The following is a 24284-nucleotide window of genomic DNA, read 5'->3' on the forward strand; positions in this document are numbered from 1 at the left end:
CCCCTAAAATTACTCCGTTGTCTGAATTGGAAAATACTTGACTGGGTCATTAGAACCTTGGGGTGGCTCTGCCCAACAATCCCCAGGGGGTGCTGCCGTTGCTCCCTCCTTCACCGAAGCACTCGTGACCCCAAAATCCCCCGGCTTCGCCCAGACACAGCCCGACACCCCCTTGCCTGCTGGATCAATGGCTTGGGCATGCACAGCGGCATACCACGGATTACCGCCACCATGGAGGATGCGGCCAGTATTTTCCTCCTTCACTTGGTCATAGGTGAGCGTCAAGGGATAGTAGCCATCCACCCTATAGCCCCCCCCTTGGGTGTTATAGAGACCCAGATAGGCAATTTTGGTGGCAAAAATTTTGTGGCGCACCCGGTAGGCCTCCTGGGCACGGTTAACTGCCCCCACCGCTGATTTGGCCCCCGCCAGTTGTGCCTTGAGCCGTTGGTTTAGCAGCGAAGGCAAGGCAATTAGGGCAATCACCCCTAAAATCACCATCACCACCAGCACCTCCGGAAACGTCAATCCGCCATTGGCTCCCCACCGCCGCCGCTCCTGCAGAAAAAACAGCAGCTTCAGATATACACTGTCCCTACCCCTGTCCCCATGTTCTGTCATAGCCATCTCTAACTCTTCAACACTGCTCTACCGACACCTTACTCACGATACACGCCACAGGATGTTCCCTGCTCAATGCGCATCCCCCCCAAAATGGTTGGTATTCGCACGCACTGGAGGTACTCGTCTTCATAGGCATAGATGCTAAAGGCAATCCGCCGGGGCGTCACCGGCGTGATCACCCGCCCCTGATGGTCAAAGGCCAACTCACACTGTTGGACTGCCGCCGATCGCGCCTGGGGCTGCCAGCATTCCAAAATTCGATTCCCCTCCCCCACCTCTGTGGAGTTAAAGTCAGTGGCGTACATAACCATCACCAACTGCTCATCGTCATCCACTAGGGGCTGCCACTGCCAGTCCCTCCTATCCCGGTTGACGGGATTGGTCGACCACTGCGGGCCAAAATCGGTATTGCGAAATGCCGCTATCCAAGGCAGCTTTTCCCTTTTGGCATTGGCCTGGGCAAGGCGCAGTACATTGCGGGCAGTATTCACAGCGGCGCGCACCCGTTGCCGTTGCAGCAGTGGAAACAGGGTCATGGTGCCAATGCCCACAAGAATGGCAATCAGGACAATGACCACCAGTATCTCGGTCATGGTGTAGCCCCGTTGGCGGCTGTTCATGGCTGCGGCGCTCCTTTTCCTTAGGCGGTTAGCTAAAAATTGGGAACTTTTCCTTGCACCGAACGGCTCAGCACCGTGGTGGTCAGTACGGGCCGATTTTGTATATCCTCTTCACGGATCCCCGGCAAGCCCTGGGGATTGCCCCGCAGATAAACAAAGGTGGCGGCATTAAAGCTTGAGCCGCGCTCTTGCACACAGGCAAAAAAGCCTGCCGGTGCCGGCGCATCACTGGTGTCTCGGGGAGTGCGAATTGTCCCCGTTGGGCAGTCTGGCCTTGGCATACTGGTATCAGTATCAATAAAGTCTGTGACCACCGTCAAATCGGTGACCCGTAGATAGCCCTCAATGTTTTTGACAGGGCGACTAGATTGCAGATTGGCACCAGTTTGCACATCAATTGGCCAGCGGGCAAAGTTGGTCCTTCCTGTAGGGTCAACATACCCCTGGTTAATCCCCAGCCAGTCGTAGTTAGCATCACTAGCCCTCGCCGCTTCCTTATATTTGCGCAGTTGGTAGCGCACGAGTCGTGCCTGCCCCTGCCAATCCGATTCCGGTGACCAAAAGGACTGGCGAGCGGTATCAATGTAATACACCACCAAGGTATAACTGCGGCGGCCACTTCTCAGCTCTTGGCAGTGTGCTTCCGCATTTGCCTGATCTGTTGACCATACCCTTGAGCAATCCCGCGGCATGACGAATCGGGCATACCCCAGTTGGTTTTGGTAGTAGGGAAAGGGCTCCAAAATCCACATTGCCAACACCGGCCGCATGGTATTTGGAAAGTCGGGCAGGTAGTTTGTCAGGGGTTCAGAGCGGGAGGTATCGCCACAGGAGCCGCTGCCAGCTAAGCAGTTGCCGTTATAGACAAACACCGCCTGGGACAGATCCGTACTGATCACATCCAGCGTCGCCTTGAGGTCTTGGCGCAGCTGATTCAAAGCGGCCTCGCGGCTTTCGGTTTGGATCATGTCGATCAAAATTGAGCCTAAGGAGGCGGTGATCACCCCAGCAATGACCAAGGAAACCAGAATCTCGGTAATCGTAAAGCCCTTGGATCGCCGCCGCCACCAACCCAGCAGTTTCATTGCAACCTCTCCTCTTTGCGACAACAACACCTTATGAACCAGAACCTGAACCGCCATCTCCCTCCGGCACAGCCATCAGCGGCAGGGTTTCAGCGGAGTCACTGCGCAGCAGCACCGTTGTCAACACCGCCAAGGGCCGTCTTTCGGCACCCACAATGCTGCTGGTCATCATCGCCGGTTCTGGCTCAATGGGGTCGGGGTTCATCTCGGACTCCATCGGCAAGGCTGCAGCGCTATAGACCCGCACCTGCACTGGGTAAGCCAAGACCCTGCGGGCAGCGTCGGTAATCATGGTACCGCGATAGATTTGCACCCCAAAGCGGGCATTGTTCAGTTGCCGCTCGCAGGCCGTGGTGGCACTGCTGGGCAAGTCGCAGGCTGTCAAATTCGTTGGCGGAGCCTGCCTAGACAGTGCCGCGGGATTTTGCACCGAGGCGCCAACGGTGCTTGCAGGCGGCAGCAGGCTATGACTGTCTGCGCGAAGGTCAATGCCCTGCTCCATCATCACCCGCAGCCGATCCAGCTCGCCACGGGCAATTTCTGTGGCCTGGTTAATGCGGTCATTGCGCAAGCGGGTAGCCGCCACCAACAGCAGCGGTGCGGCCAACATGGCCACAGAGAGGTTCACCACCAGAATGGCAATGAGACACTCCACCAAGGTCAGCCCCCCATTGGCTGGCTGCGGCCGCTGCAATTGTCGAATCATCGAACTCACCTCCATGGTTAGGCAGGACAATTAGACACCGTTGGATCAACTCGTCCACTACCGCTAGGACGTTGGGCACAGCGTAGGCGCAGGATATAGGGATCGTCGGCACGCAGCTCAGTGTAGAATTCATTGCGTTGCCGCCCTGGGGTAATAAACCGCCGCGCCACTGGCCCTGCCGGTGCCAGTTGCAGACCCACGTCATAGCCCCAACGCCGAGTCGGCGCTCCGTAGTACTGAATTAACTCTACAGATTGCGCTGGACAATTGAAGGCGGTGTTGACATCGCGGCAGCGAGGATCGTTGGGAATTTCCCACTGGTCTTGGTCAAAAGGACCTGTGGCTTGGGTCGAGAAGTTGAGTTGAATAAAGGATCCCTGAATGGTAAGGTTACCCCATCTCTCCAGAAAACGCGGGAAGTTGTGCATGCCGCCATAGGATTGGGTCGGTCGCGAAGGCACGATGCCACTGATGATTACCGCATTGACTTGGGTAGCTTGAGCATCGTTGAGAGAGCGAAGATCGTTGAGAGAGCGAGGATCGTTAAACGTATAGAAGTTGCGGTTGTAGGGTTCCGGTTGAGAGTTCTGGATGACCCAAGGCGTGCCATTGCGATCCACGTAAATCGGTGAACTGGGATCAAAGGGACTTTCCCGCCGCCAAACTGTATTGTTATGTAAGTCGTCCCTAGGACGGTTGGCATTCAAGAAAGAGGTGCGCAGGTTTGCATTGTCGGCACAGGTCGGGTAGATTTTCTTGTCCCCGTTGTCAACCCGTGCGTCACTTCCAGTGTTTTGCACATAGGTGGCGAGGTTTTCAGGGGAGTTGTTGCCAAGCCCTTGAATACCATCGTTGTAAGCCTGAGCAAAATAATCATTGGCAGAGCCATTGCAGAAATTGTCAGAGAGAATCGTCACCGCATCCCCGAGGATTTCTGCGGGTCGCCAAGTGTCGGAGTTAGGCCGAGCAAAGCGATTATCGAGCGTATCACGGCTATAGAAGTTGCTCCAGTTTGCGTCTCGGGTTGTGGTAAATTCCTCCAGATTGTTTGTTGTGCCGTTGGTACTGTGGAGGTTAAAGTTCCCCTGAATATACACGGGGTTATCGCTGATAAAGGAGAGACCAGCGATATTCTTCTCGGCAGGAATTCCTTGGCGGTCAAGGCGCCGGCCATTCCAGAGGCGGAAGCCATTGGGTCGCCGCATTGGATCGGCAAAGAAGTCCACTGGTTTTGTCGAAATGCCGTTGGCGGCTCGGATGGGATCATGAGGATTGCTGGGATTAGTATTCATCCAGTTTTGACCTGTAATGGCAGGTCGGGCAATGCCATCTTCGCGCACTGCATCCTCCCGGAAGGCATAGACAATGCCCCCCATCGGCAGCCATGTATCCCCACCAATGGTCCTGCGCCGCAGCAGGTCAAGGTCAATATCCATTTCCCGCACCGCCATCTCTTCACGACCATTGAAGAGGGTGTTATCAAGGAAAGCGACATTGCGAGCATTGCCGTCAAAGCCAATGATTTGATTCAGGCGGCTGGGATAGGGGTTATTCCCATCAACTCGCTCGATAGGGGTAAGGAAATCTGTTGGATTCATACGTGGGTTTGCTGCAATAGCCCTAATACCATTCAGAATCTCACTCAGATTTAGAGTCCCCTGCGGGTTGAAGATCTTCTGCAACGCTGGATATCGCTGGTCTTCTGCGCAAAAAGCCTCCCGCAAGTTGCTATACCCATTAGGAATTCCACACGTGTACCCTTCTTGTGGATTAAGGTCATATTTCACCTGCTCCGTGAGGGCAATTAAGCGGGCAAGACGGGCATTGACATCGGCATTAGTTTCTTGCAGCGGGCGCCGCTTCCAGTCGTCAACTAGGGCGGTGATGTAGGCATCTGACTTCAGATACTTCTCCTCATTTCCCAAGCGATACCTCAATGGGTAATCAGGGTTAACGCCCTTGCGATAGACCTCGATGGTAGAACTATTGAAAATCACTTCACCATTGTCTCGATTCCCGTCACGCAAATTGCCGATCGCATTATTCAGATCACTCAGGTTGAGGTTTTGGTAATTTAGATTTTCAAGGGTATTCACACTATACGCCAGCATTCCCAACATACAGCCTGCGGTGTGGATTGTACTTTGATCGGCCAAGCTTAGAGCGCTCAAGCTGCCTCTTTGCTCTAGGAGTTGAAGCGCGCGGTCAAGGTTCGAGAAATTCCCAGCACGGGTCTTATCAGGATTGGGGTGAATTGTGGTTCCCCCTATTTCCTGTTTGGGCGGAAACGCCCCATCCACACCATCACCCGCATAGTCCACGAGGTTCCTCATCGCTTTTCGCATCTCTGGACTGTTGAAATTAGGAGGCTCAAACTCCCAACCATTGGTGCCGCGCCCGGTAAAGAAGTCAAAGAAGCGGAAGTCAGAGGGCAAGCCCTGAATGCCATCGTACTGGTTGAACATGATGCTGCGCAGGGCAGTTTGCGGTGTGCCGTGGTGGTGAGTAGTCGCCAAGCAGGCGATCGGCTCATAGCCCCCGCTGTTTTGCCCCGGATAAGGCTCCGTGAACGGATCGGGAATACTGGGGTCGATCGTTGTTCCCCTCGCTTTGTAGTGATAAACGGCTGTGGCCTGCACGGCCGCCAAATCATCCCGCAGTGTGCGGTGCTGATAAAACTCATTGCCGCGGCTGTTATCAGCGGTCGCAGGTGGATCAAGAGGTTTGCCCAGTTCCAAGCGTTCCCCCACAATGATTCGTAGGCCTTCTTGGCGTGCCCGCCGCTCCCAGTAGCCATCCAGTCCCAAATCCTCCCGTTTATTTGTGCTGTCGGGGGGGGCAACATTGCGCGTCAGCAGATCGCGCCCCCCAATCGGGTCGCCCACCTTAGCGCTTGGGGGAATTTGCCGCAGCGGATCAGAAGCAGGCATCTTGACGTCATACACCGGCTTAGGGCCATAGCGGTCATCAGCGCGGTACGTATCATCCACGTAGGGCTTAGGTTGGGTTTTATTGTCAAAGCGCCCCTGCTGCACATAAAACTGATTCGACCAGTTAGAATCCCGTGCCGTCACATTGGTTGGATTACTCCCGCGCGCCCGACTGCGGTCTTCGGTCACAATAGCCACTGGGTTGAGAGCTATATCCGCGGGGTTCAGGTTATCCTTTACAGAGTCGCGGTTCGCGTTAAACCTGACGTTTTCAGCAGGTGGATTCGCATCCCCACTGGTGTAGGGGGCACTGGGCGGCTCGCGGTAAGAGTGAATGTAAACATTTGGCGCATTGGTGTTGTTATCCCGCAAGCTCCCCGCCATAAATTGGCCTTGGAATTCAATCTCATTGGTTTCTGGGTTGCGGATTTCCGTTGCCGTAATCTCTGAAGCCGCGCGGGTATAAACACAGGACTTCGGCGCGCTAATCAGATAGGCGGTGAAACCAGTGCCACCCGTCAAAAAGACACTCCCCTCGGTGTGCAGTGCCCCATTCCAGCGAAACTCCGGCCCCGGAAAAATCTCCAAATCATTGCGGAACCATGCCCCCCATTTATTGCCCCGCTCCATTTGGCGTTCCTGCACAAACTCAATCGTCGACAGCGCCTGACCACCATTGCGGTTTTCATAAACAAAGGCATTAATTTGAAAGTTCTTGCGCAAAATAGCACTGCCCACTTCATCCCAGCCCACTTCCACCTGTTGGCCTGCGGCGCCGCCCAGATCACTACACTGATTCCCCAGTTCAGTAATCCCCATTGGCCGACTGCGGGTGATCAATTGACCAGCTTTTTGCGCATCCGATTGATCGAGTTGCGCATTGCTCGGTCGCCGCATCAAGATCGAGTAGGCCACGATCGAGTCACTAGTGGGTTGAAACACCCAAGCATTATCCACCTGCCCATCGCCATTAATATCAATCCGCTGCTCGTCAGCCATCGTATAGGGGTCGGGGTTGCGGGGGGTGTCTAGCCGATTGCCAATAATCTGTTCAATGGTTTCTTCCCCCGGCACCCCATTCGGACGCAGCGGATCTTGGCTAAAGAAGTACTCTAGCTTGGCACGCGCCCTATCAATGGCCGGTGCAGTGGCATTCAAAACTTGGGTGGTCTGCCGTTGCCCCCCCACCTCTGCGGTGCGATTCAGCGTGCGGATCATCAGTGCTGCCACCGTTAATGTCAGCACCACCAACACAATCACCGCCGTCGGCAACACAAACCCCCGGCGCCCAAACTGCAGTTGCCGCCCCCCTCTCCCTAGGGGTGCCAGCCGTCGCCGTATCCAGAGGCGCAGCTGGTAAAGCAAATGACGAATTGCTTGGGTCAATTTGCGATACTGCCGTTTTGAGAGGCCAAAGCGTCGGTCATTCTTTTTCATAGGGGCACCTAGTCAACGCACGGGAGCAGTAACCTACCACTAGTTATAGAGCGATCAATAGATCTGAAATAGGCTAGTAATTAGTATGGTTTTTCCTTGGTAAAAAATTTCAGCCTCCAGACAATTTTTCAAATTGTTGCGCACAGCAATCATACTTAAAGATCAAAAACACAATTTTTCAACTGTTCCAACCAGCGATTTATGATGCCTAGGCTAGCTGGAGCGCTCTAGCCACGCAAACACTTCCTCTAGGGCAGTAAAGTCCAAGAGAGCCTCTGCCAAGGCTTCAATCTCATGGGCAGGGAGCTGGCGAATGCGCTCCTCAAGGCCAGCTGGTAACTCGCCAAACCGCCGTCTTAACTGCCGCAACACAACGAGGGTCTCTCCCTGCTGCAACCCTTCCTGTCGACCTTCCTGTCGACCTTCCTGTCGACCTTCCTGTCGACCTTCCTGTCGACCTTCTTCCCGTGCCTCAGCATAGACCTCTTCCCGTACCTCAGCATAGACCTCTTCCCGTACCTCAGCATAGACGTCCCGATAAAACCGCGTCCGCTTCAGTTCCTCAGTGGTAAACCCCAGCATGCGCAGCACCTCCTCCCGACTCAGCTCCGTAAACTTGTACAACACAATGGTGGTGATTAACTCTATTATGGCTTCTGGCCTTGGAACCGCCTCTGTGCGAGTCCGCTCTGCCAGCAACCGTGCTGCTGTCGGCATCTCTGCTTCGGGTAACACTGTGAGTTGCATCAGCGCTAGGCTCAATGGCAACGCCTCAAGCGACCCGAGTTCATTCAGATAGACCCGACGCAGGCGATGACTATTCACCAACACCTCATAGGGCTCAAAGGACACTTGTTCCACTTGACGATGGGGATAAATAACCACCGCTTGCCAGTCAGAGAAGGTCTGGCGATACAGCCGCAGATAGAGAAAGATTTCCGCAAAGAAGCGTTCGTAGAAGGTAGTGTCCCGCTGAAACTGCACCTCACAGAAATAGACCGTTCCTGAGGGGTCAGGGGGCACGAAGACGCCATCTATGCGAAAGGCCGTTTGCTTCAGCTCCACGGACTCAAAACGATACCCCTGAGGCGTGTCTATGCCCAAAAGGTCAAAGAGGGTCTGGGGTAGTTGGGCAAACAGTTGGTAAAAAAGAGAGTCACGGCGCATCGGCTAGCTGGAGCGCTCTAGCCAAGCAGAGACTTGCTCAAGAGTCGTAAAGTCCAAGAGGGCTTCTGCCAGAGCTTCAACTTGATGAAGCGAAAGCTGGCGAATACGCTCCTCAAGGCCAGCTGGTAACTCGCCAAACCGCCGCCTTAACTGCCGCAACACAACGAGGGTCTCTCCCTGCTGCAACCCTTCCTGCCACCCTTCCTGTCGCCCTTCCTGTCGACCTTCTTCCCGTGCCTCAGCATAGACCTCTTCCCGTGCCTCAGCATAGACCTCTTCCCGTACCTCAGCATAGACGTCCCGATAAAACCGCGTCCGCTTCAGTTCCTCAGTAGTAAACCCCAGCATGCGCAGCACCTCCTCCCGACTCAGCTCCGTAAACTTGTACAACACAATGGTGGTGATTAACTCCATTATGGCTTCTGGCCTTGGCACTGCCTCTGTGCGAGTCCGCTCTGCCAGCAACCGTGCTGCTGTCGGCATCTCTGCTTCGGGTAACACGGTGAGTTGCATCAGCGCTAGGCTCAATGGCAATGCCTCAAGTGACCCCAATTCATTCAGATAGACCCGATGCAGGCGATGACTATTCACCAACACCTCATAGGGTTCAAAGGACACTTGTTCCACTTGACGATGGGGATAAATGACCACCGCTTGCCAATCAGAGAAGGTGTGGCGATACAGCCGCAGATAGAGAAAGATTTCCGCAAAGAAGCGTTCGTAGAAGGTAGTGTCCCGCTGAAACTGCACCTCACAGAAATAGACCGTTCCTGAGGGGTCAGGGGGCACGAAGACGCCATCAATGCGAAAGGCCGTTTGCTTCAGCTCCACGGAGTCAAAGCGATACCCCTGAGGCGTGTCTATGCCCAAGAGGTCGAAGAGGGTCTGGGGCAGCTGGGCAAAGAGTTGATAAAAAAGGGAGTCGCGGCGCATGGGCTAGCTGGAGCGTTCTAGCCACGCAAACACTTCCTCTAGGGCAGTGAAGTCCAAGAGAGCCTCTGCCAATGCTTCGATTTGATGGGCAGGGAGCTGGCGAATGCGCTCCTCAAGGCCAGCTGGTAACTCGCCAAACCGCCGTCTTAACTGCCGCAAGACAACGAGGGTCTCTCCCTGCTGTAATCCCTGTTGTAATCCCTGTTGCAACCCTTCCTCTCGTGCCTCAGCATAGACGTCCCGATAAAACCGCGTCCGCTTCAACTCTTCCGTCGTAAACCCCAGCATACGCAGCACCTCCTCCCGACTCAGCTCCGTAAACTTGTACAACACAATGGTGGTGATTAACTCCATTATGACTTCTGGCCTTGGCACTGCCTCTGTGCGAGTCCGCTCTGCCAACAACCGTGCTGCTGTCGGCATTTCTGCTTCGGGTAACATGGTGAGCTGCATCAGAGCTAGGCTCAATGGCAATGCCTCAAGTGACCCAAGTTCATTTAAATAGACCCGCCGCAGGCGATGACTATTCACCAACACCTCATAGGGTTCAAAGGACACTTGTTCCACTTGACGATGGGGATAAATGACCACCGCTTGCCAGTCAGAGAAGGTCTGGCGATACAGCCGCAGATAAAGAAAGATTTCCGCAAAGAAGCGCTCGTAGAAGCTGTTATCGCGCTGAAACTGCACCTCACAGAAATAGACCGTTCCTGAGGGGTCAGGGGGCACGAAGACGCCATCAATGCGAAAGGCCGTTTGCTTCAGCTCCACGGAGTCAAAGCGATACCCCTGAGGCGTGTCTATGCCCAAGAGGTCGAAGAGGGTCTGGGGCAGCTGGGCAAAGAGTTGATAAAAAAGGGAGTCGCGGCGCATGGGCTAGCTGGAGCGTTCTAGCCACGCAAACACTTCCTCTAGGGCAGTGAAGTCCAAGAGAGCCTCTGCCAATGCTTCGATTTGATGGGCAGGGAGCTGGCGAATGCGCTCCTCAAGGCCAGCTGGTAACTCGCCAAACCGCCGTCTTAGGAGGCGTAAAACAACAAGGGTCTCTCCCTGCCGTAATCCCTGTTGTAATCCCTGCTGCAATCCCTGTTGCAGCCCTTGTTGCAATCCCTGTTGTAATCCTTGCTGCAGTCCCTGCTGTAATACCTCTTCCCGTACCTCAGCATAAACCTCTTCCCGTACCTCAGCATAGACGTCCCGATAAAACCGCGTCCGCTTCAGTTCCTCAGTAGTAAACCCCAGCATGTGCAACACCTCCTCGCGACTCAGCTCCGTAAACTTGTACAACACAATGGTGGTGATTAACTCCATTATGACTTCTGGCCTTGGCACTGCCTCTGTGCGAGTGCGTTCTGCCAGCAACCGTGCTGCTGTCGGCATCTCTGCTTCGGGTAACACGGTGAGTTGCATCAGCGCTAGGCTCAATGGCAATGCCTCAAGTGACCCCAATTCATTCAGATAGACCCGATGCAGGCGATGACTATTCACCAACATCTCATAGGGTTCAAAGGACACTTGTTCAGCTTGGCGATGGGGATAAATGACCACCGCTTGCCAATCAGAGAAGGTCTGGCGATACAGCCGCAGATAAAGAAAGATTTCTGCAAAGAAGCGCTCGTAGAAGCTGTTATCGCGCTGAAACTGCACCTCACAGAAATAGACGGTTCCTGAGGGGTCAGGGGGCACGAAGACGCCATCCATGCGAAAGGCCGTTTGCTTCAGCTCCACGGACTCAAAACGATACCCCTGAGGCGTGTCTCTGCCCAAGAGGTCAAAGAGGGTCTGGGGTAGTTGGGCAAACAGTTGGTAAAAAAGAGAGTCACGGCGCATCGGCTAGCTGGAGCGCTCTAGCCAAGCAGAGACTTGCTCAAGAGTCGTAAAGTCCAAGAGGGCTTCTGCCAGAGCTTCGATTTGAGGGGAAGAGAGCTGGCGAATGCGCTCTTCAAGACTAGTTGGTAAATCGCCAAACCGCCGTCTTAGGAGGCGCAACACAACGAGGGTCTCTCCCTGCTGTAATCCCTGCTGCAATACCTCTTCCCGTACCTCAGCATAGGCCTCTTCCCGTGCCTCAGCATAAACCTCTTCCCGTGCCTCAGCATAAACGTCCCGATAAAACCGCGTCCGCTTCAGTTCCTCAGTAGTAAACCCCAGCATGCGCAGCACCTCCTCGCGACTCAGCTCCGTAAACTTGTACAACACAATGGTGGTGATTAACTCCATTATGGCTTCTGGCCTTGGAACCGCCTCTGTGCGAGTCCGCTCTGCCAGCAACCGTGCTGCTGTCGGCATCTCTGCTTCGGGTAACACTGTGAGCTGCATCAGCGCTAGGCTCAATGGCAACGCCTCAAGCGACCCGAGTTCATTCAGATAGACCCGATGCAGGCGATGACTATTCACCAACATCTCATAGGGTTCAAAGGACACTTGTTCAGCTTGGCGATGGGGATAAATAACCACCGCTTGCCAATCAGAGAAGGTCTGGCGATACAGACGCAAGTAGAGAAAGATTTCTGCAAAGAAGCGCTCGTAGAAGCTGTTATCGCGCTGAAACTGCACCTCACAGAAATAGACGGTTCCTGAGGGGTCAGGGGGCACGAAGACGCCATCTATGCGAAAGGCCGTTTGCTTCAGCTCCACGGACTCAAAACGATACCCCTGCGGTGTGTCTATGCCCAAAAGGTCAAAGAGGGTCTGGGGCAGCTGGGCAAACAGTTGGTAAAAAAGGGAGTCACGGCGCATGGGCTAGCTGGAGCGCTCTAGCCACGCAAACACTTCCTCTAGGGCAGTGAAGTCCAAGAGAGCCTCTGCCAAGGCTTCAATCTCATAGGCAGGGAGCTGGCGAATGCGCTCCTCAAGGCCAGCTGGTAACTCGCCAAACCGCCGTCTTAGGAGGCGTAAAACAACAAGGGTCTCTCCCTGTTGCAATCCCTGCTCCAATCCTTCCTGCCGACCTTCCTGTCGTCCTTCTTCTAGCCCTTGTGCTCGCCCCTCTTGTAAGCCCTCTTCCCGTGCCTCAGCATAGACCTCTTCCCGTACCTCAGCATAGACCTCCCGATAAAACCGCGTCCGCTTCAGTTCCTCAGTAGTAAACCCCAGCATGCGCAGCACCTCCTCGCGACTCAGCTCCGTAAACTTGTACAACACAATGGTGGTGATTAACTCCATTATGGCTTCTGGCCTTGGCACTGCCTCTGTGCGAGTCCGCTCTGCCAGCAACCGTGCTGCTGTCGGCATCTCTGCTTCGGGTAACACGGTGAGTTGCATCAGCGCTAGGCTCAATGGCAATGCCTCAAGTGACCCCAATTCATTCAGATAGACCCGATGCAGGCGATGACTATTCACCAACACCTCATAGGGTTCAAAGGACACTTGTTCCACTTGGCGATTGGGATAAATAACCACCGCTTGCCAATCAGAGAAGGTCTGGCGATACAGCCGCAAGTAGAGAAAGATTTCTGCAAAGAAGCGTTCGTAGAAGCTGTTATCGCGCTGAAACTGCACCTCACAGAAATAGACCGTTCCTGAGGGGTCAGGGGGCACGAAGACGCCATCTATGCGAAAGGCCGTTTGCTTCAGCTCCACGGACTCAAAACGATACCCCTGAAGCGTGTCTCTGCCCAAGAGATCAAAGAGGGTCTGGGGCAGCTGGGCAAAGAGTTGGTAAAAAAGGGAGTCACGGCGCATGGGCTAGCTGGAGCGCTCTAGCCACGCAAACACTTCCTCTAGGGCAGTGAAGTCCAAGAGAGCCTCTGCCAAGGCTTCAATCTCATAGGCAGGGAGCTGGCGAATGCGCTCCTCAAGGCCAGCTGGTAACTCGCCAAACCGCCGTCTTAGGAGGCGCAACACAACGAGGGTCTCTCCCTGCTGTAATCCTTCCTGTCGTCCTTCTTCTAGCCCTTGTGCTCGCCCCTCTTGTAAGCCCTCTTCCCGTGCCTCAGCATAGACCTCTTCCCGTACCTCAGCATAGACCTCCCGATAAAACCGCGTCCGCTTCAGTTCCTCAGTAGTAAACCCCAGCATGTGCAGCACCTCCTCGCGACTCAGCTCCGTAAACTTGTACAACACAATGGTGGTGATTAACTCCATTATGACTTCTGGCCTTGGCACTGCCTCTGTGCGAGTGCGTTCTGCCAGCAACCGTGCTGCTGTCGGCATCTCTGCTTCGGGTAACACGGTGAGTTGCATCAGCGCTAGGCTCAATGGCAATGCCTCAAGTGACCCCAATTCATTCAGATAGACCCGATGCAGGCGATGACTATTCACCAACACCTCATAGGGTTCAAAGGACACTTGTTCCACTTGGCGATTGGGATAAATAACCACCGCTTGCCAATCAGAGAAGGTCTGGCGATACAGCCGCAAGTAGAGAAAGATTTCTGCAAAGAAGCGCTCGTAGAAGGTGTTATCGCGCTGAAACTGCACCTCACAGAAATAGACTATTCCCGAGGGGTCAGGGGGTACGAAGACGCCATCAATGCGAAAAGCCGTTTGCTTCAGCTCCACGGACTCAAAACGATACCCCTGCGGTGTGTCTATGCCCAAAAGGTCGAAGAGGGTCTGGGGCAGCTGGGCAAACAGTTGGTAAAAAAGAGAGTCACGGCGCATGGGCTAGGTGGAGCGCTCTAGCCAAGCAGAGACTTGCTCAAGGGTCGTAAAGTCCAAGAGGGCTTCTGCCAGAGCTTCAATTTGATGAAGCGAAAGCTGGCGAATACGCTCCTCAAGACCAGCTGGTAACTCGCCAAACCGCCGTCTTAGGAGGCGTAAAACAACAAGGGTCTCTCCCTGCTGTAATCCCTGTTGTAATCCCTGCTGCAATCCCTGTTGCAACCCTTCCTCTCGTGCCTCAGCATAGACGTCCCGATAAAACCGCGTCCGCTTCAACTCTTCCGTCGTAAACCCCAGCATGCGCAGCACCTCCTCCCGACTCAGCTCCGTAAACTTGTACAACACAATGGTGGTGATTAACTCTATTATGGCTTCTGGCCTTGGCACTGCCTCTGTGCGAGTCCGCTCTGCCAGCAACCGTGCTGCTGTCGGCATTTCTGCTTCAGGTACCACCATCAACTGCATCAGCGCTAGGCTCAATGGCAATGTCTCAAGTGACCCCAATTCATTCAGATACACCCGCCGCAGGCGATGACTATTCACCAACACCTCATAGGGTTCAAAGGACACTTGTTCCACTTGACGATGGGGATAAATGACCACCGCTTGCCAGTCAGAGAAGGTCTGGCGATACAGCCGCAGATAAAGAAAGATTTCTGCAAAGAAGCGCTCGTAGAAGCTGTTATCGCGCTGAAACTGCACCTCACAGAAATAGACGGTTCCCGAGGGGTCAGGGGGCACGAAGACGCCATCTATGCGAAAGGCCGTTTGCTTCAGCTCCACGGAGTCAAAGCGATACCCCTGAGGAGCCTCTCTGCCCAAGAGGTCGAAGAGGGTCTGGGGCAGCTGGGCAAAGAGTTGATACAAAAGGGAGTCGCGGCGCATGGGCTAGCTGGAGCGTTCTAGCCACGCAAACACTTCCTCTAGGGCAGTGAAGTCCAAGAGAGCCTCTGCCAATGCTTCGATTTGATGGGCAGGGAGCTGGCGAATGCGCTCCTCAAGGCCAGCTGGTAACTCGCCAAACCGCCGTCTTAGGATGATGCGGGCGGCTCCGGGGGGCGTCTTGACTGCCAATAACTGCTGGAGTCCTCGTTGGCGATAGGCGTTCAGCCAGCGAGTAATGGTGGACTCGTTGCAATGGAGCAATTGGGCAATTTGTGGGCGGCTGTGGACAAGTCCTTGCTTCAGCCAGTAGAGCATCTGCAAGCGTTCCTGCTGTCGAGCATCGGTTTCATGTTGTAGGCGTCGCTGCAGTTCTTCAGAGCTTTCTGTAATTGTGAGGACAAGCAGGCGAGCCATGAAGGTCTCCTACTGAGATGACTTCAGTTTTAGGATAGACAATTCCCTCGTTTAAGACCTATTTATTAAGCTCAATGTTACAAAGAGCTGGTATTAAATACAAGTCTTGTCCCATGGATTGGATTGAACACACTCAACATTATGGCTACAGGAAAGACTTATATCCGATGTTTTAGAAAGGTGAAGAAGTGACACATTGACAATTGGCGCAACCCGAAGCGATCGCTAGGCTAGAGGCAACCCCTTGGAACCGCCATTATGTACAGTGAGTCAGAACATACTCCCCAAGCGATCGCCAACCGCCCCTATCAAGTACGGATTGGTCAATACCTCAATGAGGGCTGGCAAATTTTCAGCACTCAACCCGCTGCCTACATTGGTTTTCTCATTCTGGCAATGATTATCAATGGTGTGCTCAACAACATTCCGGGGGCTGGCCCGATTGTTAGCACGATTTTGGCAGGCCTCTTCGCCGCAGGCTACTACTTTTTCAGCTTTCGCATTGCCCGCAACCAAAGACCCGAATTTAGCGACTTTTTTAATGCGTTCAAAAACAACTACTTTTTGCCAATTTTTCTGACGAACTTGATCATCGGTTTGATTACGAATGTGTTTGTGATTAGTGCCAGCATTCTATTCATGATTGCGGGGTTGCCCTTCTGGCAAAGCATATTAAGGCGGGCGGCGGCTGAAGCAGCGGAACCCGATGCCGACTTAGAACAACTGCTAGCGTTACTGGAGCAGCTTCCCGCTGTGCCGGATGCCCTGACCCCCGTTTTCATCTTGGTGGGTGCCATCCTGCTGCTGCCGGGGGTTTACTTTGGGGTAGCCTATATGTTTGCTGTGCCTTTGGTGGTGGAACACCGGTTTGATGTGTGGCCGGCACTAGAAACCAGCCGCCGCTTAGTTTCCCGCGATTGGTGGAGCTTCTTTTTTCTCAGCGTGTCAATCATTTTCTTCAATATCTTGGGCTTTTGCCTCTGCTGTGTGGGGATGCTGGTGACTATTCCTTGGAGTAGTTGTGTCATTGTGGCGGCCTACCGCGATATTATTGGCCTCATGCCCACGACGGATAATACGAACCAGTTTTAGTCTGATGACGCTGCCCACCCTTGCGGATCTCAACCTCGACCCCTTCTGGATGCCCTTTACGGCCAACCGCCAGTTCAAGCAAAGCCCTCGGCTCCTTGTTTCGGCAGCCGGGATGTACTACAGGAGCATTGATGGCCGTGAGATTCTCGATGGCACCGCCGGGTTGTGGTGTGTCAATGCCGGCCACTGCCGTCCAGAAATTGTCAGCGCGATCGCCCAACAGGCAGCAACACTGGATTTTGCCCCCACATTTCAGATGGGACATCCAGGGCCATTTCAGGTGGCCGATCGCCTGCGTGCCATTACCCCTGATCCCCTTAACCATGTCTTTTTTGCCAACTCTGGCTCTGAGGCCGTGGATACAGCCTTGAAAATTGCTCTTGCCTACCATCGGCTGCGGGGAGAGGGGACACGACAACGGCTCATTGGGCGTGAGCGGGGCTATCACGGGGTCGGCTTTGGTGGAATTTCAGTGGGAGGAATTGCGCCCAATCGCAAGTTCTTTGGTTCTCTCTTGGCAGGAGTGGATCATCTGCCCCACACCCACAACCTTGAGCACAATGCCTTCAGCAAGGGGCAACCCGCTTGGGGAGCACATTTAGCCGATGAGCTAGAACGCTTGGTGGCGCTGCATGATGCCTCGACGATTGCGGCAGTGATTGTTGAACCCCTCGCTGGCTCTACGGGGGTATTGATTCCGCCCCAAGGATACTTGGAACGCCTGCGTGCCATTTGCGATCGCCACGGCATTTTGCTGATCTTTGATGAAGTGATCACGGGTTTTGGCCGTCTCGGTGCCCCCTTTGCCAGTCAGTACTTTGGTGTGACTCCAGACCTCATCACGGTTGCCAAGGGTCTAACCAATGCCGCTGTACCCATGGGAGCGGTGATTGTCCGCGATGAGATTTACGACACCTTCATGCAAGGCCCCGCGGGGCAAATTGAGTTTTTCCATGGCTACACCTATTCGGGACATCCCCTTGCCTGTGCGGCCGCCTTGGCAACCCTAGAGATCTACGAGAAAGAAGCCCTATTTGAGCGGGCGGCTTCCCTGGCGCCCTATTGGCAGGAGGCCATCCACAGCCTACGGGGTCTGCCCCATGTCATTGATATTCGCAACTTGGGCTTGGTGGCAGGGATTGAATTGGCGCCACGGGAGGGGCAAGGAGGGGCACGGGGCTATGATGCCCTCTGTCGTGCCTTTGAAGCGGGACTACTGATTCGTGTCACGGGGGATATTATTGCCCTCTCACCACCGCTGATTGTGGAGCGATCGCACATTGATCAAATGGTGGATATTTTGAGTCGTGTTCTACGGGAACTTCCCTAGGCACCGCAGCGTCGGAATCAGAGGATCACTCTCTCCTTGGAGGCTTCTATGTTACGCTTCCTGCCGTTGGCCATCAGTAGCTTAGCTACGCTGGTGGCGATCGCTCCCCCCAGTCGTGCCGCCTATCCCCTCTTTCCTAATCAGCCGGGGGTTGATGTCTTTTTCCCAGGGCTAGAGTCCTTTGGGCGGCCACGGACACCGCAGTACAGTCCCTACAATCCCGTCATTTACCGTCCGCCGCAGCAATCTCAAACCTACATTATTGTGCCAGTGCCCTATCCGCCTCGCCCCGTAATTTACCCGCCCCCCTATTCACCCGTTTATTACCCCTATTACCCCTGTTATCCATTCCGTTGCCGATAAACAACAATACTGGGGATTGATACTTGACTCGACTTGGGAAGCAGACCGAGAGCCGGTTCTCCTGCTAAAATAGCGGCTAATTTAGCCATTTTCAGTTCGAGAGAAATCTATGGCTCAGTTGGCGATCGCTCCCGTTTTATTTCACCTTGCCTTTCCTGTCAGTAATTTGGCGGACACCAAGGCCTACTACATTGATGGGTTGGGCTGTGAACCGGGGCGCGAAAATCCCCACTGCCTGATCATGAAGCTCTATGGCCATCAACTGGTGGCTCACGTCACGGATGAACCCTTAACCCCACCCAAGAGCATTTATCCGCGCCACTTTGGCTTGATTTTCTTGGCACAGGCCGACTGGCAAAACCTCTGCGATCGCGTGATCAAGAAGGGACTTGACTTTTACCAGCCACCGCGTACCCGCTTTGCCAATACCCCCCTAGAGCACCAAACGTTCTTTCTCGCAGACCCCTTCCACAACCTGATTGAAATGAAGCACTACCGCCATGTAGAAGCCATTTTTGGCCTGCGGGATCACCGTCATATTGGCGATACCCCCCTCGTTTCTGCGCCGCAACCGTGACCCATCTGATTCTCTATAGCAAGCCCGGCTGTCACCTCTGTGAAGGACTACAAGAGAAGCTGGCCACTCTGAAGGAATTTACCCTTGAGGTACGCGACATCACCAGCCGCGAGGATTGGTGGCAAGCCTATCAATACGAGATTCCTGTTCTCTACCTAGTGATTGGAACGCAAGTGCTTCCCGTACCGCGCTTTTCTCCCCGTGCCAGTGCTGCACACATTCGTCAGCGACTCCAAGAACTGACCCATTCAGGCGGCTCAGCGTCCACTCCTTAAGGGCATGATCAATTACAGCCCTTTTCACAGCGATCGAATACGGCCAAAAATTTAATTGCTAGATTGCATCCCCCCTATGTATCCCATATGTTAGAAAAGGGTCATCATCGGCATCGCAAAGCCAATAGGAAACTCAGGAATGGTGGATTTTGGAGCAATGCTCTTTCGCGGGCGGGGGGTCAAGATCTCGCAGCAGTATGCGGTGATTGGCCTAGGGCGGTTTGGCCGGGGGGTGTGCGAGACCCTGCACAGCATGGGCTATGAGGTGCTCGGCAGTGATAACCAAGAGCGATTGGTGAATCAAGTGCTTCAGGATCACATTGTGGATCATGCGATTCAACTGGATTCCACGGATCCCCAAGCCCTGAAGGAGGCGGGTCTGTTTGAGTTTGAAACGGTAATTGTGGCCATTGGCAACCATCTCGACGCCAGTATTATCACGACATTGAACCTAAAGGAGGCAGGCGTGCCCAATGTCATTGCCAAGGCTTCCTCAGAGATTCATAAAAAACTCCTAGAGCGAGTGGGGGCAGATCGGGTGGTCTTTCCAGAGTATGAGGCGGGTTGTGAACTGGCGCGATCGCTCACCCGCCCAGCGATTCTCGATTGGTTTGACCTTGACCCCGAAAAAAGTATTGTCGAAGTCAAAGTGCCTGAGGCATTTCACAATCGCACAGTTGCCGAGGTGGAACTCCGTAGTCGCTATGGCCTCAACCTCATTGCCCTGCGCTTTGATGATAAGTTTGAGATCAATCCCAGTCCCAACCAGAAGCTCAATAAAGGGGACATTATGGTGGTGATTGGTGCCAATAACGATATTGATCGCTTTTTGCGTAGTCAACACATTAATTAGGGCATAACCCTTGAGCTTTCGCTACTGGTCGCCGCCGGCACGGGTGATGGCGATTCTCCTGTGGATTTTTTGCATTAGTAGTTTGCGGCGGTTAGACAGTCTGGCGATCGCGACCTTGCTTGTGGCGCTCCTCTATCTCCTGAGCCATGTCCCTTGGCAGCGCTTGGGCAAACGTCTGCAGCAGATGGGGCTCTTTTTTCTGGGACTGTGGTTACTGTTGGCGGTTACGGCGTGGCCGATCGCACTGCTCCTCACATGGCGCTTGGTCTTGTGTCTTGCCCTTGGCGTGGTATTGCTAGAAAGCTTGACGTTTAGCGAATGGGTGCAGGTCTGTCGCTGGTGGGGACTACCGCCCTTGTTGGTGGATACGCTGGCTTTGACCTATCGCTATCTCTTTGAGCTAGAGAGTCAGTTGACACAAATGCAGCAGGCACTCTTTCTGCGGGGATTTCGCTTGAGTTGGCGCCGCCTTCGCCCGTGGGCACAGGTGATTGGTATCTTTCTCATTCGCGCCGAGGAACGGGCACAGCAGATCTATCTGGCAATGCGGCTGCGGGGCTATGGGCAAGTGCTTCAGCGTCGTCCGCAATTTTCTGAAGGAGCGGTTTGGAGTTGGGGGCTAACGCTGAGTGCTAGCTTGGGGGCAGGATTGTTGGCAATCTATGATGCCCTTGGCGAAATCCAACTGCCTTTTTGAGGTGGATAGACGACAGTGGGAACAGTGGTACATTAACATATTAACATTTGTAAACGATTGCCCCTTTGAGATTGCCCCTATGAAACCCAAGAACGCGCTTTTCGTTGCGGAGCAGGTGTGCCTAGTTGGTCATATTGTGGCGATGGCCTTTGGCTTAGCGGGGTTGCTCCTCGTCGTTCCCCATCCCGAGTTTATTCTGGCGTTGCCCGCCTGGGGTCAGCAGCTTTTTCAATGGAGTATGGGGAGTGGGGGTGTCGTTTATATTGTCCTCGGCGCACTGGCGATCGCCCTTCACACCTATCGCAACTTTGGCCTTGGCAAACTGCTTGGCTTTTTGCTGCCAGCGGTGGGCATTTCCCTTACCAGTGAACTGTTGGGGACGAGTACCGGCTTTCCCTTTGGCCATTATGGTTACCTCAGTGGTTTGGGGCACAAAATTGCTGGACTGGTGCCCTTCACCATTCCCCTCTCTTGGTTTTATATGGGGCTAGTCACGTTTCTTTTGGCCTACAGTGGCTTCATCAGTCGTCCGCTGCGGGAAGGCAAGGGCGTGGGCTTGGGGGCAGCCCTGATCACCGTGGGCTTGGGAGCAATCTTTTTAACCGCTTGGGATTTTGTCCTTGATCCGGCCATGAGTCAAACTGCCATTCCTTTTTGGCAATTTCAGGATGTCGGTGAATTCTTTGGGATGCCTTACCGCAACATTCTGGGATGGACGGGCACAGGGGCCGTATTTATGGGGCTGGCGATGATCACTTGGTGGCCAAAGCCAATGGTGGTGAACCGTGGGCAACTCATTACCCCCTTGGTGGTGTATCTGGTGAATTTTGCCTTTGGGGCGATGATTACCCTCACATCCTTGGATCAACGTTTTTGGATTCCGGCAACGCTGGGATTTGTTTTGGGGGTCGTGCCGGTCACAGCACTGTGGTGGTTTACTGAAGCCCCCCTAGAGAAAGTTCAGGGGGTCAACATCAATACTGAGGCGGGTTGAGCGGGGACACTGCTCCTTGAGGTGCATGAGGGCTGGGCTGAGGTTAGAAACTCGTTCTAGTTTGCCCTTGAGTAAAATTTGCCAGCGGTAGCGGCCAGCAATTTTGGCGATCGCGGCCGGGGCGGGGCCAAGTACTTCCCATTCTCCCTGAGAAACTGGGGCTAACGTTTGGAGCTGTTGGGCGATCGCCTGAGCCGTTGCGGCCACCTCCTCAGCATCGGGACCACTCAAGCGCAGAAGGATTAGTTGGGCATAGGGGGGATAGCCCAAGGGGGCACGGCTACTTAGCTCCTGGGTAGCAAAGGTGTCCCAGTCATAGGCTTTGACCGCTGTAATCACTGGATGCTGCGGCACATAGGTTTGGAGAATGACTTTACCGGGGTGTGTCCCCCGGCCCGATCGCCCCGCCACTTGGGTGAGGATTTGAAACGTGCGTTCTGCCGCCTGATAATCGGGCAAGTGCAGGAGACTATCGGCAGCCAAAATTCCCACGAGGGCGACCTGCGGCAGATCAATGCCCTTCGTCAGCATTTGTGTCCCCACCATCACATCAGCTTCGCCGGCGGCAAACTGAGCCAGTAACCGGCGATGGGCACCCTTGCGTTGGGTCGTATCACTGTCAAAGCGCAGGACTCGCAACTGCGGAAAGAGGCGATTCAGTTCACTCACCACCCGCTGCGTCCCGCCACCAAAGGGCTTGAGATAGGGGGAGGCACAACTGGGACAACGCTGCGGTACGGCTTGGCTATAGTTGCAATAGTGACAGCGCAGCACTTCCATCTCCTCGCCAAAGAGGTGTCCAGTGAGAGAGACGCTGCAATGGGGACAGTAGATCACTGTGCCACAACTGCGACAGGAGACAAAGGTACTGTGACCCCGCCGCGGTACAAAGAGAATTGCCTGCTGTCCCTGAAGATTCCCTAGAGCGTCTTGCAGCGGACGACTGAGCATGGAACGGTTGCCACGGTGCAATTCTTGGCGCATATCCACGACGGTGATGGGGGGCAGGGGGGTGGCGTGGATACGCTGGGGAAGGGAAAGGATCTGAATCTGGCCGGTTTGGACAGCCTGCCAAGTGCTGAGGGCAGGGGTAGCGGTTCCTAAAATCAGGGGACACTGTTGCTGGCGCGATCGCCATTGGGCAACGGTACGGGCATGGTAACAAGGCTGAGGTTGATCCTGTTTGTAGCCGCTGTCGTGCTCTTCATCCAGAATGATCAAACCCAAGCCCACCAAGGGCAGCAGAATCGCTGATCGCGTGCCAATGATTACCCGTGGCTGCGGCATCAGCGTCAACCGCCAAGTATCGTAGCGCTCCCCCTCACTGAGACCACTGTGATAGACCAACAGGCGTTCACCAAAGCGAGCACGCACGCGATCCGTCAGTTGAGGCGTCAAGCCAATCTCCGGCACTAGCAGCAAGGCCGATCGCCCTCGCCCTAGGCACTCAGCTATTGCTTGCAGATAGACTTCCGTTTTGCCCGACCCCGTCACCCCGTGCAGGAGAAAGGTTTGGGCACAGTCTAGGTGTGCTGAAATGGCTTGCAGGGCGGTGGCTTGGGCAGGGGTGAGGGCTTTTGGCCGATCCGGTGTCACCGCTACCCCCTGTTCAATGCGGCAGTGCTGCTGCTCGACAATGGCAATGTATCCTTTGGCGGCAAGGCGATGGAGCGTTTGGGCGGTGGTGCCGGTGGCCTTGACCACCTCTTGTAGCCAGCAATCGCGACCCTGCTGCTGCAAATAGCGGAGGATTTGGCGCTGCCGCTGCGTTAAGGTCTCGCCTTCACTATTGAGGAGGATCACCGCCTGCTGCTGTTTTGGCTGTTGACTAGCGGGTGCCGCTAAGTAGGTTTCCACCAAGCCAAGGCGTTCGAGTTCTGCGAGGGCACGCTCAACCTTGGGAAGCTGTTGCTGGAGGTAGCGCACACTGTAGTCCCCATTACCCTTGGTCTGGAGAAAGCGCAGCAGATGTTGCCCCTGTTCTGACAGGGGGGGAATCCCCTGTTGGCGCCGCAGGCGCACCCGCCGTTGCGATCGCCCCAAGACCCCCGGCGGCAGAGCAGTGCGCACCACTTGAATTAAAGGCGTGCAGTAGTACGTGGCAATTTGTTCTAACAACGCCCAATAGTCCTTGGGAAAAAGCTGCTGGTCAACCACTTCAAGGAGCGATCGCAAGCGCTGTGGATCGACGGATGGGGCTACAGTTTCCAGTACCTCGAGGACAATCCCCCGCACCACCTGAGAGCCAAAGGGTACTTCCACCACCTCGCCCCCTTGGAGACACCAACCCGCAGGAACTTGGTAAGTGTAAGCCTCGCTTGCCGCCGGACAGTCCACAAGCACACTGGCGTAGAGAGAGGGTTGTTGAGGTGCTAAGGCCATCAGATGGTTTGATTGGTTTTCACTCAGACAGGCAGATAAACAACGTCCCCAACCACTGTACATACTTCTCTATTTCTTTAGATTTTCGCTATTCCACAACGCAGATTTGCTCCCTAGGCTGGGAGCTGGCGATTATGCGCTGGCCGGTGGTGCACCGCTTTCCCACAGGCACTGTTTTAAGAGCCAATATCACACCCGCAGGCTTTGCCACGATTACCGATAGTCGAGGATTGCCTTGGTTCAAGGTCTCCATTGGTGAAGAGAATCACATTTGCTTGGTGCGAGCTAACCACCGATTGATTCGTCCCTGCTAAG

24 protein-coding genes are annotated in these 24284 nt (G+C 54.5%); 9 read left to right on the forward strand and 15 right to left on the reverse strand.

The window, feature by feature from the left end; genetic code table 11:
• Nucleotides 1-9 precede the first annotated feature (9 nt).
• The 14 genes from RHI63_RS07550 to RHI63_RS07615 form a co-directional block, all read right to left on the reverse strand.
• Nucleotides 10-627 carry a prepilin-type N-terminal cleavage/methylation domain-containing protein gene (locus RHI63_RS07550; RefSeq protein WP_310821413.1) on the reverse strand — a complete coding sequence of 206 codons (618 nt, stop codon included), beginning with the start codon at nt 625-627 and terminating at the stop codon, nt 10-12.
• A gap of 32 nt (nt 628-659) precedes the next feature.
• Entirely contained in the window at nt 660-1244 is a 585-nt protein-coding gene (locus RHI63_RS07555; RefSeq protein ID WP_302677954.1) for a Tfp pilus assembly protein FimT/FimU, read from the reverse strand.
• Nucleotides 1245-1276: 32 nt separating this feature from the next.
• On the reverse strand, nt 1277-2329 hold the full coding sequence (locus tag RHI63_RS07560) for a type II secretion system protein J (RefSeq protein ID WP_206199636.1): 1053 nt from the start codon (nt 2327-2329) through the stop codon (nt 1277-1279).
• Nucleotides 2330-2360: 31 nt separating this feature from the next.
• Complete coding sequence (locus RHI63_RS07565; RefSeq protein ID WP_310821417.1) at nt 2361-3035, reverse strand: hypothetical protein; 675 nt, start codon at nt 3033-3035, stop codon at nt 2361-2363.
• Nucleotides 3036-3052: 17 nt separating this feature from the next.
• The gene (gene hpsA / locus RHI63_RS07570) at nt 3053-7402 is read right to left on the reverse strand and encodes a hormogonium polysaccharide biosynthesis protein HpsA (protein WP_310821419.1); all 4350 of its coding nucleotides are present in this window, start codon (nt 7400-7402) and stop codon (nt 3053-3055) included.
• 213 nt (nt 7403-7615) lie between these two features.
• Nucleotides 7616-8569, reverse strand: a complete 954-nt coding sequence (locus RHI63_RS07575) for an Rpn family recombination-promoting nuclease/putative transposase (protein ID WP_310821420.1) — start codon at nt 8567-8569, stop codon at nt 7616-7618.
• A gap of 3 nt (nt 8570-8572) precedes the next feature.
• The gene (locus RHI63_RS07580) at nt 8573-9502 is read right to left on the reverse strand and encodes an Rpn family recombination-promoting nuclease/putative transposase (protein ID WP_310821421.1); all 930 of its coding nucleotides are present in this window, start codon (nt 9500-9502) and stop codon (nt 8573-8575) included.
• A 3-nt stretch (nt 9503-9505) separates the two neighbouring features.
• The gene (locus RHI63_RS07585; RefSeq protein ID WP_310821423.1) at nt 9506-10375 is read right to left on the reverse strand and encodes an Rpn family recombination-promoting nuclease/putative transposase; all 870 of its coding nucleotides are present in this window, start codon (nt 10373-10375) and stop codon (nt 9506-9508) included.
• Nucleotides 10376-10378: 3 nt separating this feature from the next.
• Nucleotides 10379-11332, reverse strand: a complete 954-nt coding sequence (locus tag RHI63_RS07590; RefSeq protein ID WP_310821424.1) for an Rpn family recombination-promoting nuclease/putative transposase — start codon at nt 11330-11332, stop codon at nt 10379-10381.
• 3 nt (nt 11333-11335) lie between these two features.
• On the reverse strand, nt 11336-12241 hold the full coding sequence (locus RHI63_RS07595; protein ID WP_310821426.1) for an Rpn family recombination-promoting nuclease/putative transposase: 906 nt from the start codon (nt 12239-12241) through the stop codon (nt 11336-11338).
• Between the two features lie 3 nt (nt 12242-12244).
• Nucleotides 12245-13186, reverse strand: coding sequence for an Rpn family recombination-promoting nuclease/putative transposase (locus tag RHI63_RS07600; protein ID WP_310821427.1), 942 nt, complete (start codon nt 13184-13186; stop codon nt 12245-12247).
• 3 nt (nt 13187-13189) lie between these two features.
• Entirely contained in the window at nt 13190-14107 is a 918-nt protein-coding gene (locus RHI63_RS07605) for an Rpn family recombination-promoting nuclease/putative transposase (protein ID WP_206199648.1), read from the reverse strand.
• A 3-nt stretch (nt 14108-14110) separates the two neighbouring features.
• Nucleotides 14111-14992, reverse strand: a complete 882-nt coding sequence (locus tag RHI63_RS07610) for an Rpn family recombination-promoting nuclease/putative transposase (RefSeq protein WP_310821428.1) — start codon at nt 14990-14992, stop codon at nt 14111-14113.
• Nucleotides 14993-14995: 3 nt separating this feature from the next.
• Nucleotides 14996-15406, reverse strand: a complete 411-nt coding sequence (locus RHI63_RS07615; protein WP_206199650.1) for a DUF4351 domain-containing protein — start codon at nt 15404-15406, stop codon at nt 14996-14998.
• A gap of 258 nt (nt 15407-15664) precedes the next feature.
• Between RHI63_RS07615 and RHI63_RS07620 the strand changes: the two genes are divergently transcribed.
• The 8 genes from RHI63_RS07620 (at nt 15665) to cruF (ending at nt 21587) form a co-directional block, all read left to right on the forward strand.
• Nucleotides 15665-16498, forward strand: a complete 834-nt coding sequence (locus RHI63_RS07620) for a DUF975 family protein (protein WP_206199651.1) — start codon at nt 15665-15667, stop codon at nt 16496-16498.
• 4 nt (nt 16499-16502) lie between these two features.
• Nucleotides 16503-17828 carry an aspartate aminotransferase family protein gene (locus RHI63_RS07625; RefSeq protein WP_302677969.1) on the forward strand — a complete coding sequence of 442 codons (1326 nt, stop codon included), beginning with the start codon at nt 16503-16505 and terminating at the stop codon, nt 17826-17828.
• 48 nt (nt 17829-17876) lie between these two features.
• Nucleotides 17877-18191, forward strand: a complete 315-nt coding sequence (locus tag RHI63_RS07630; RefSeq protein ID WP_206199653.1) for a hypothetical protein — start codon at nt 17877-17879, stop codon at nt 18189-18191.
• A 109-nt stretch (nt 18192-18300) separates the two neighbouring features.
• Nucleotides 18301-18768 carry a VOC family protein gene (locus tag RHI63_RS07635; RefSeq protein ID WP_310743625.1) on the forward strand — a complete coding sequence of 156 codons (468 nt, stop codon included), beginning with the start codon at nt 18301-18303 and terminating at the stop codon, nt 18766-18768.
• Nucleotides 18765-19043, forward strand: a complete 279-nt coding sequence (locus tag RHI63_RS07640; RefSeq protein WP_206199655.1) for a glutaredoxin family protein — start codon at nt 18765-18767, stop codon at nt 19041-19043. The genes RHI63_RS07635 and RHI63_RS07640 overlap by 4 nt, the downstream gene beginning before the upstream one ends.
• Before the next feature lie 139 nt (nt 19044-19182).
• Nucleotides 19183-19896, forward strand: coding sequence for a TrkA family potassium uptake protein (locus RHI63_RS07645; RefSeq protein ID WP_302676254.1), 714 nt, complete (start codon nt 19183-19185; stop codon nt 19894-19896).
• Nucleotides 19897-19906: 10 nt separating this feature from the next.
• Nucleotides 19907-20593 (forward strand): energy-coupling factor transporter transmembrane component T, encoded by a 687-nt coding sequence (locus RHI63_RS07650; protein ID WP_310821431.1) that lies wholly within the window; start codon nt 19907-19909, stop codon nt 20591-20593.
• 79 nt (nt 20594-20672) lie between these two features.
• The gene (gene cruF, locus RHI63_RS07655) at nt 20673-21587 is read left to right on the forward strand and encodes a gamma-carotene 1'-hydroxylase CruF (RefSeq protein WP_302676252.1); all 915 of its coding nucleotides are present in this window, start codon (nt 20673-20675) and stop codon (nt 21585-21587) included.
• On the opposite strand, the gene priA is transcribed toward cruF, so the two are convergent.
• Entirely contained in the window at nt 21543-23969 is a 2427-nt protein-coding gene (priA, locus tag RHI63_RS07660; protein ID WP_310821433.1) for a primosomal protein N', read from the reverse strand. The two genes, cruF and priA, sit on opposite strands and share 45 nt — an antisense overlap.
• A gap of 134 nt (nt 23970-24103) precedes the next feature.
• Between priA and RHI63_RS07665 the strand changes: the two genes are divergently transcribed.
• Nucleotides 24104-24283 (forward strand): hypothetical protein, encoded by a 180-nt coding sequence (locus RHI63_RS07665; RefSeq protein WP_206199660.1) that lies wholly within the window; start codon nt 24104-24106, stop codon nt 24281-24283.
• The last annotated feature ends 1 nt before the right edge of the window (nt 24284 follow it).

Source organism: Thermosynechococcus sp. GLH187 (assembly GCF_031583395.1).
In the GTDB taxonomy this organism is placed as follows: domain Bacteria; phylum Cyanobacteriota; class Cyanobacteriia; order Thermosynechococcales; family Thermosynechococcaceae; genus Thermosynechococcus.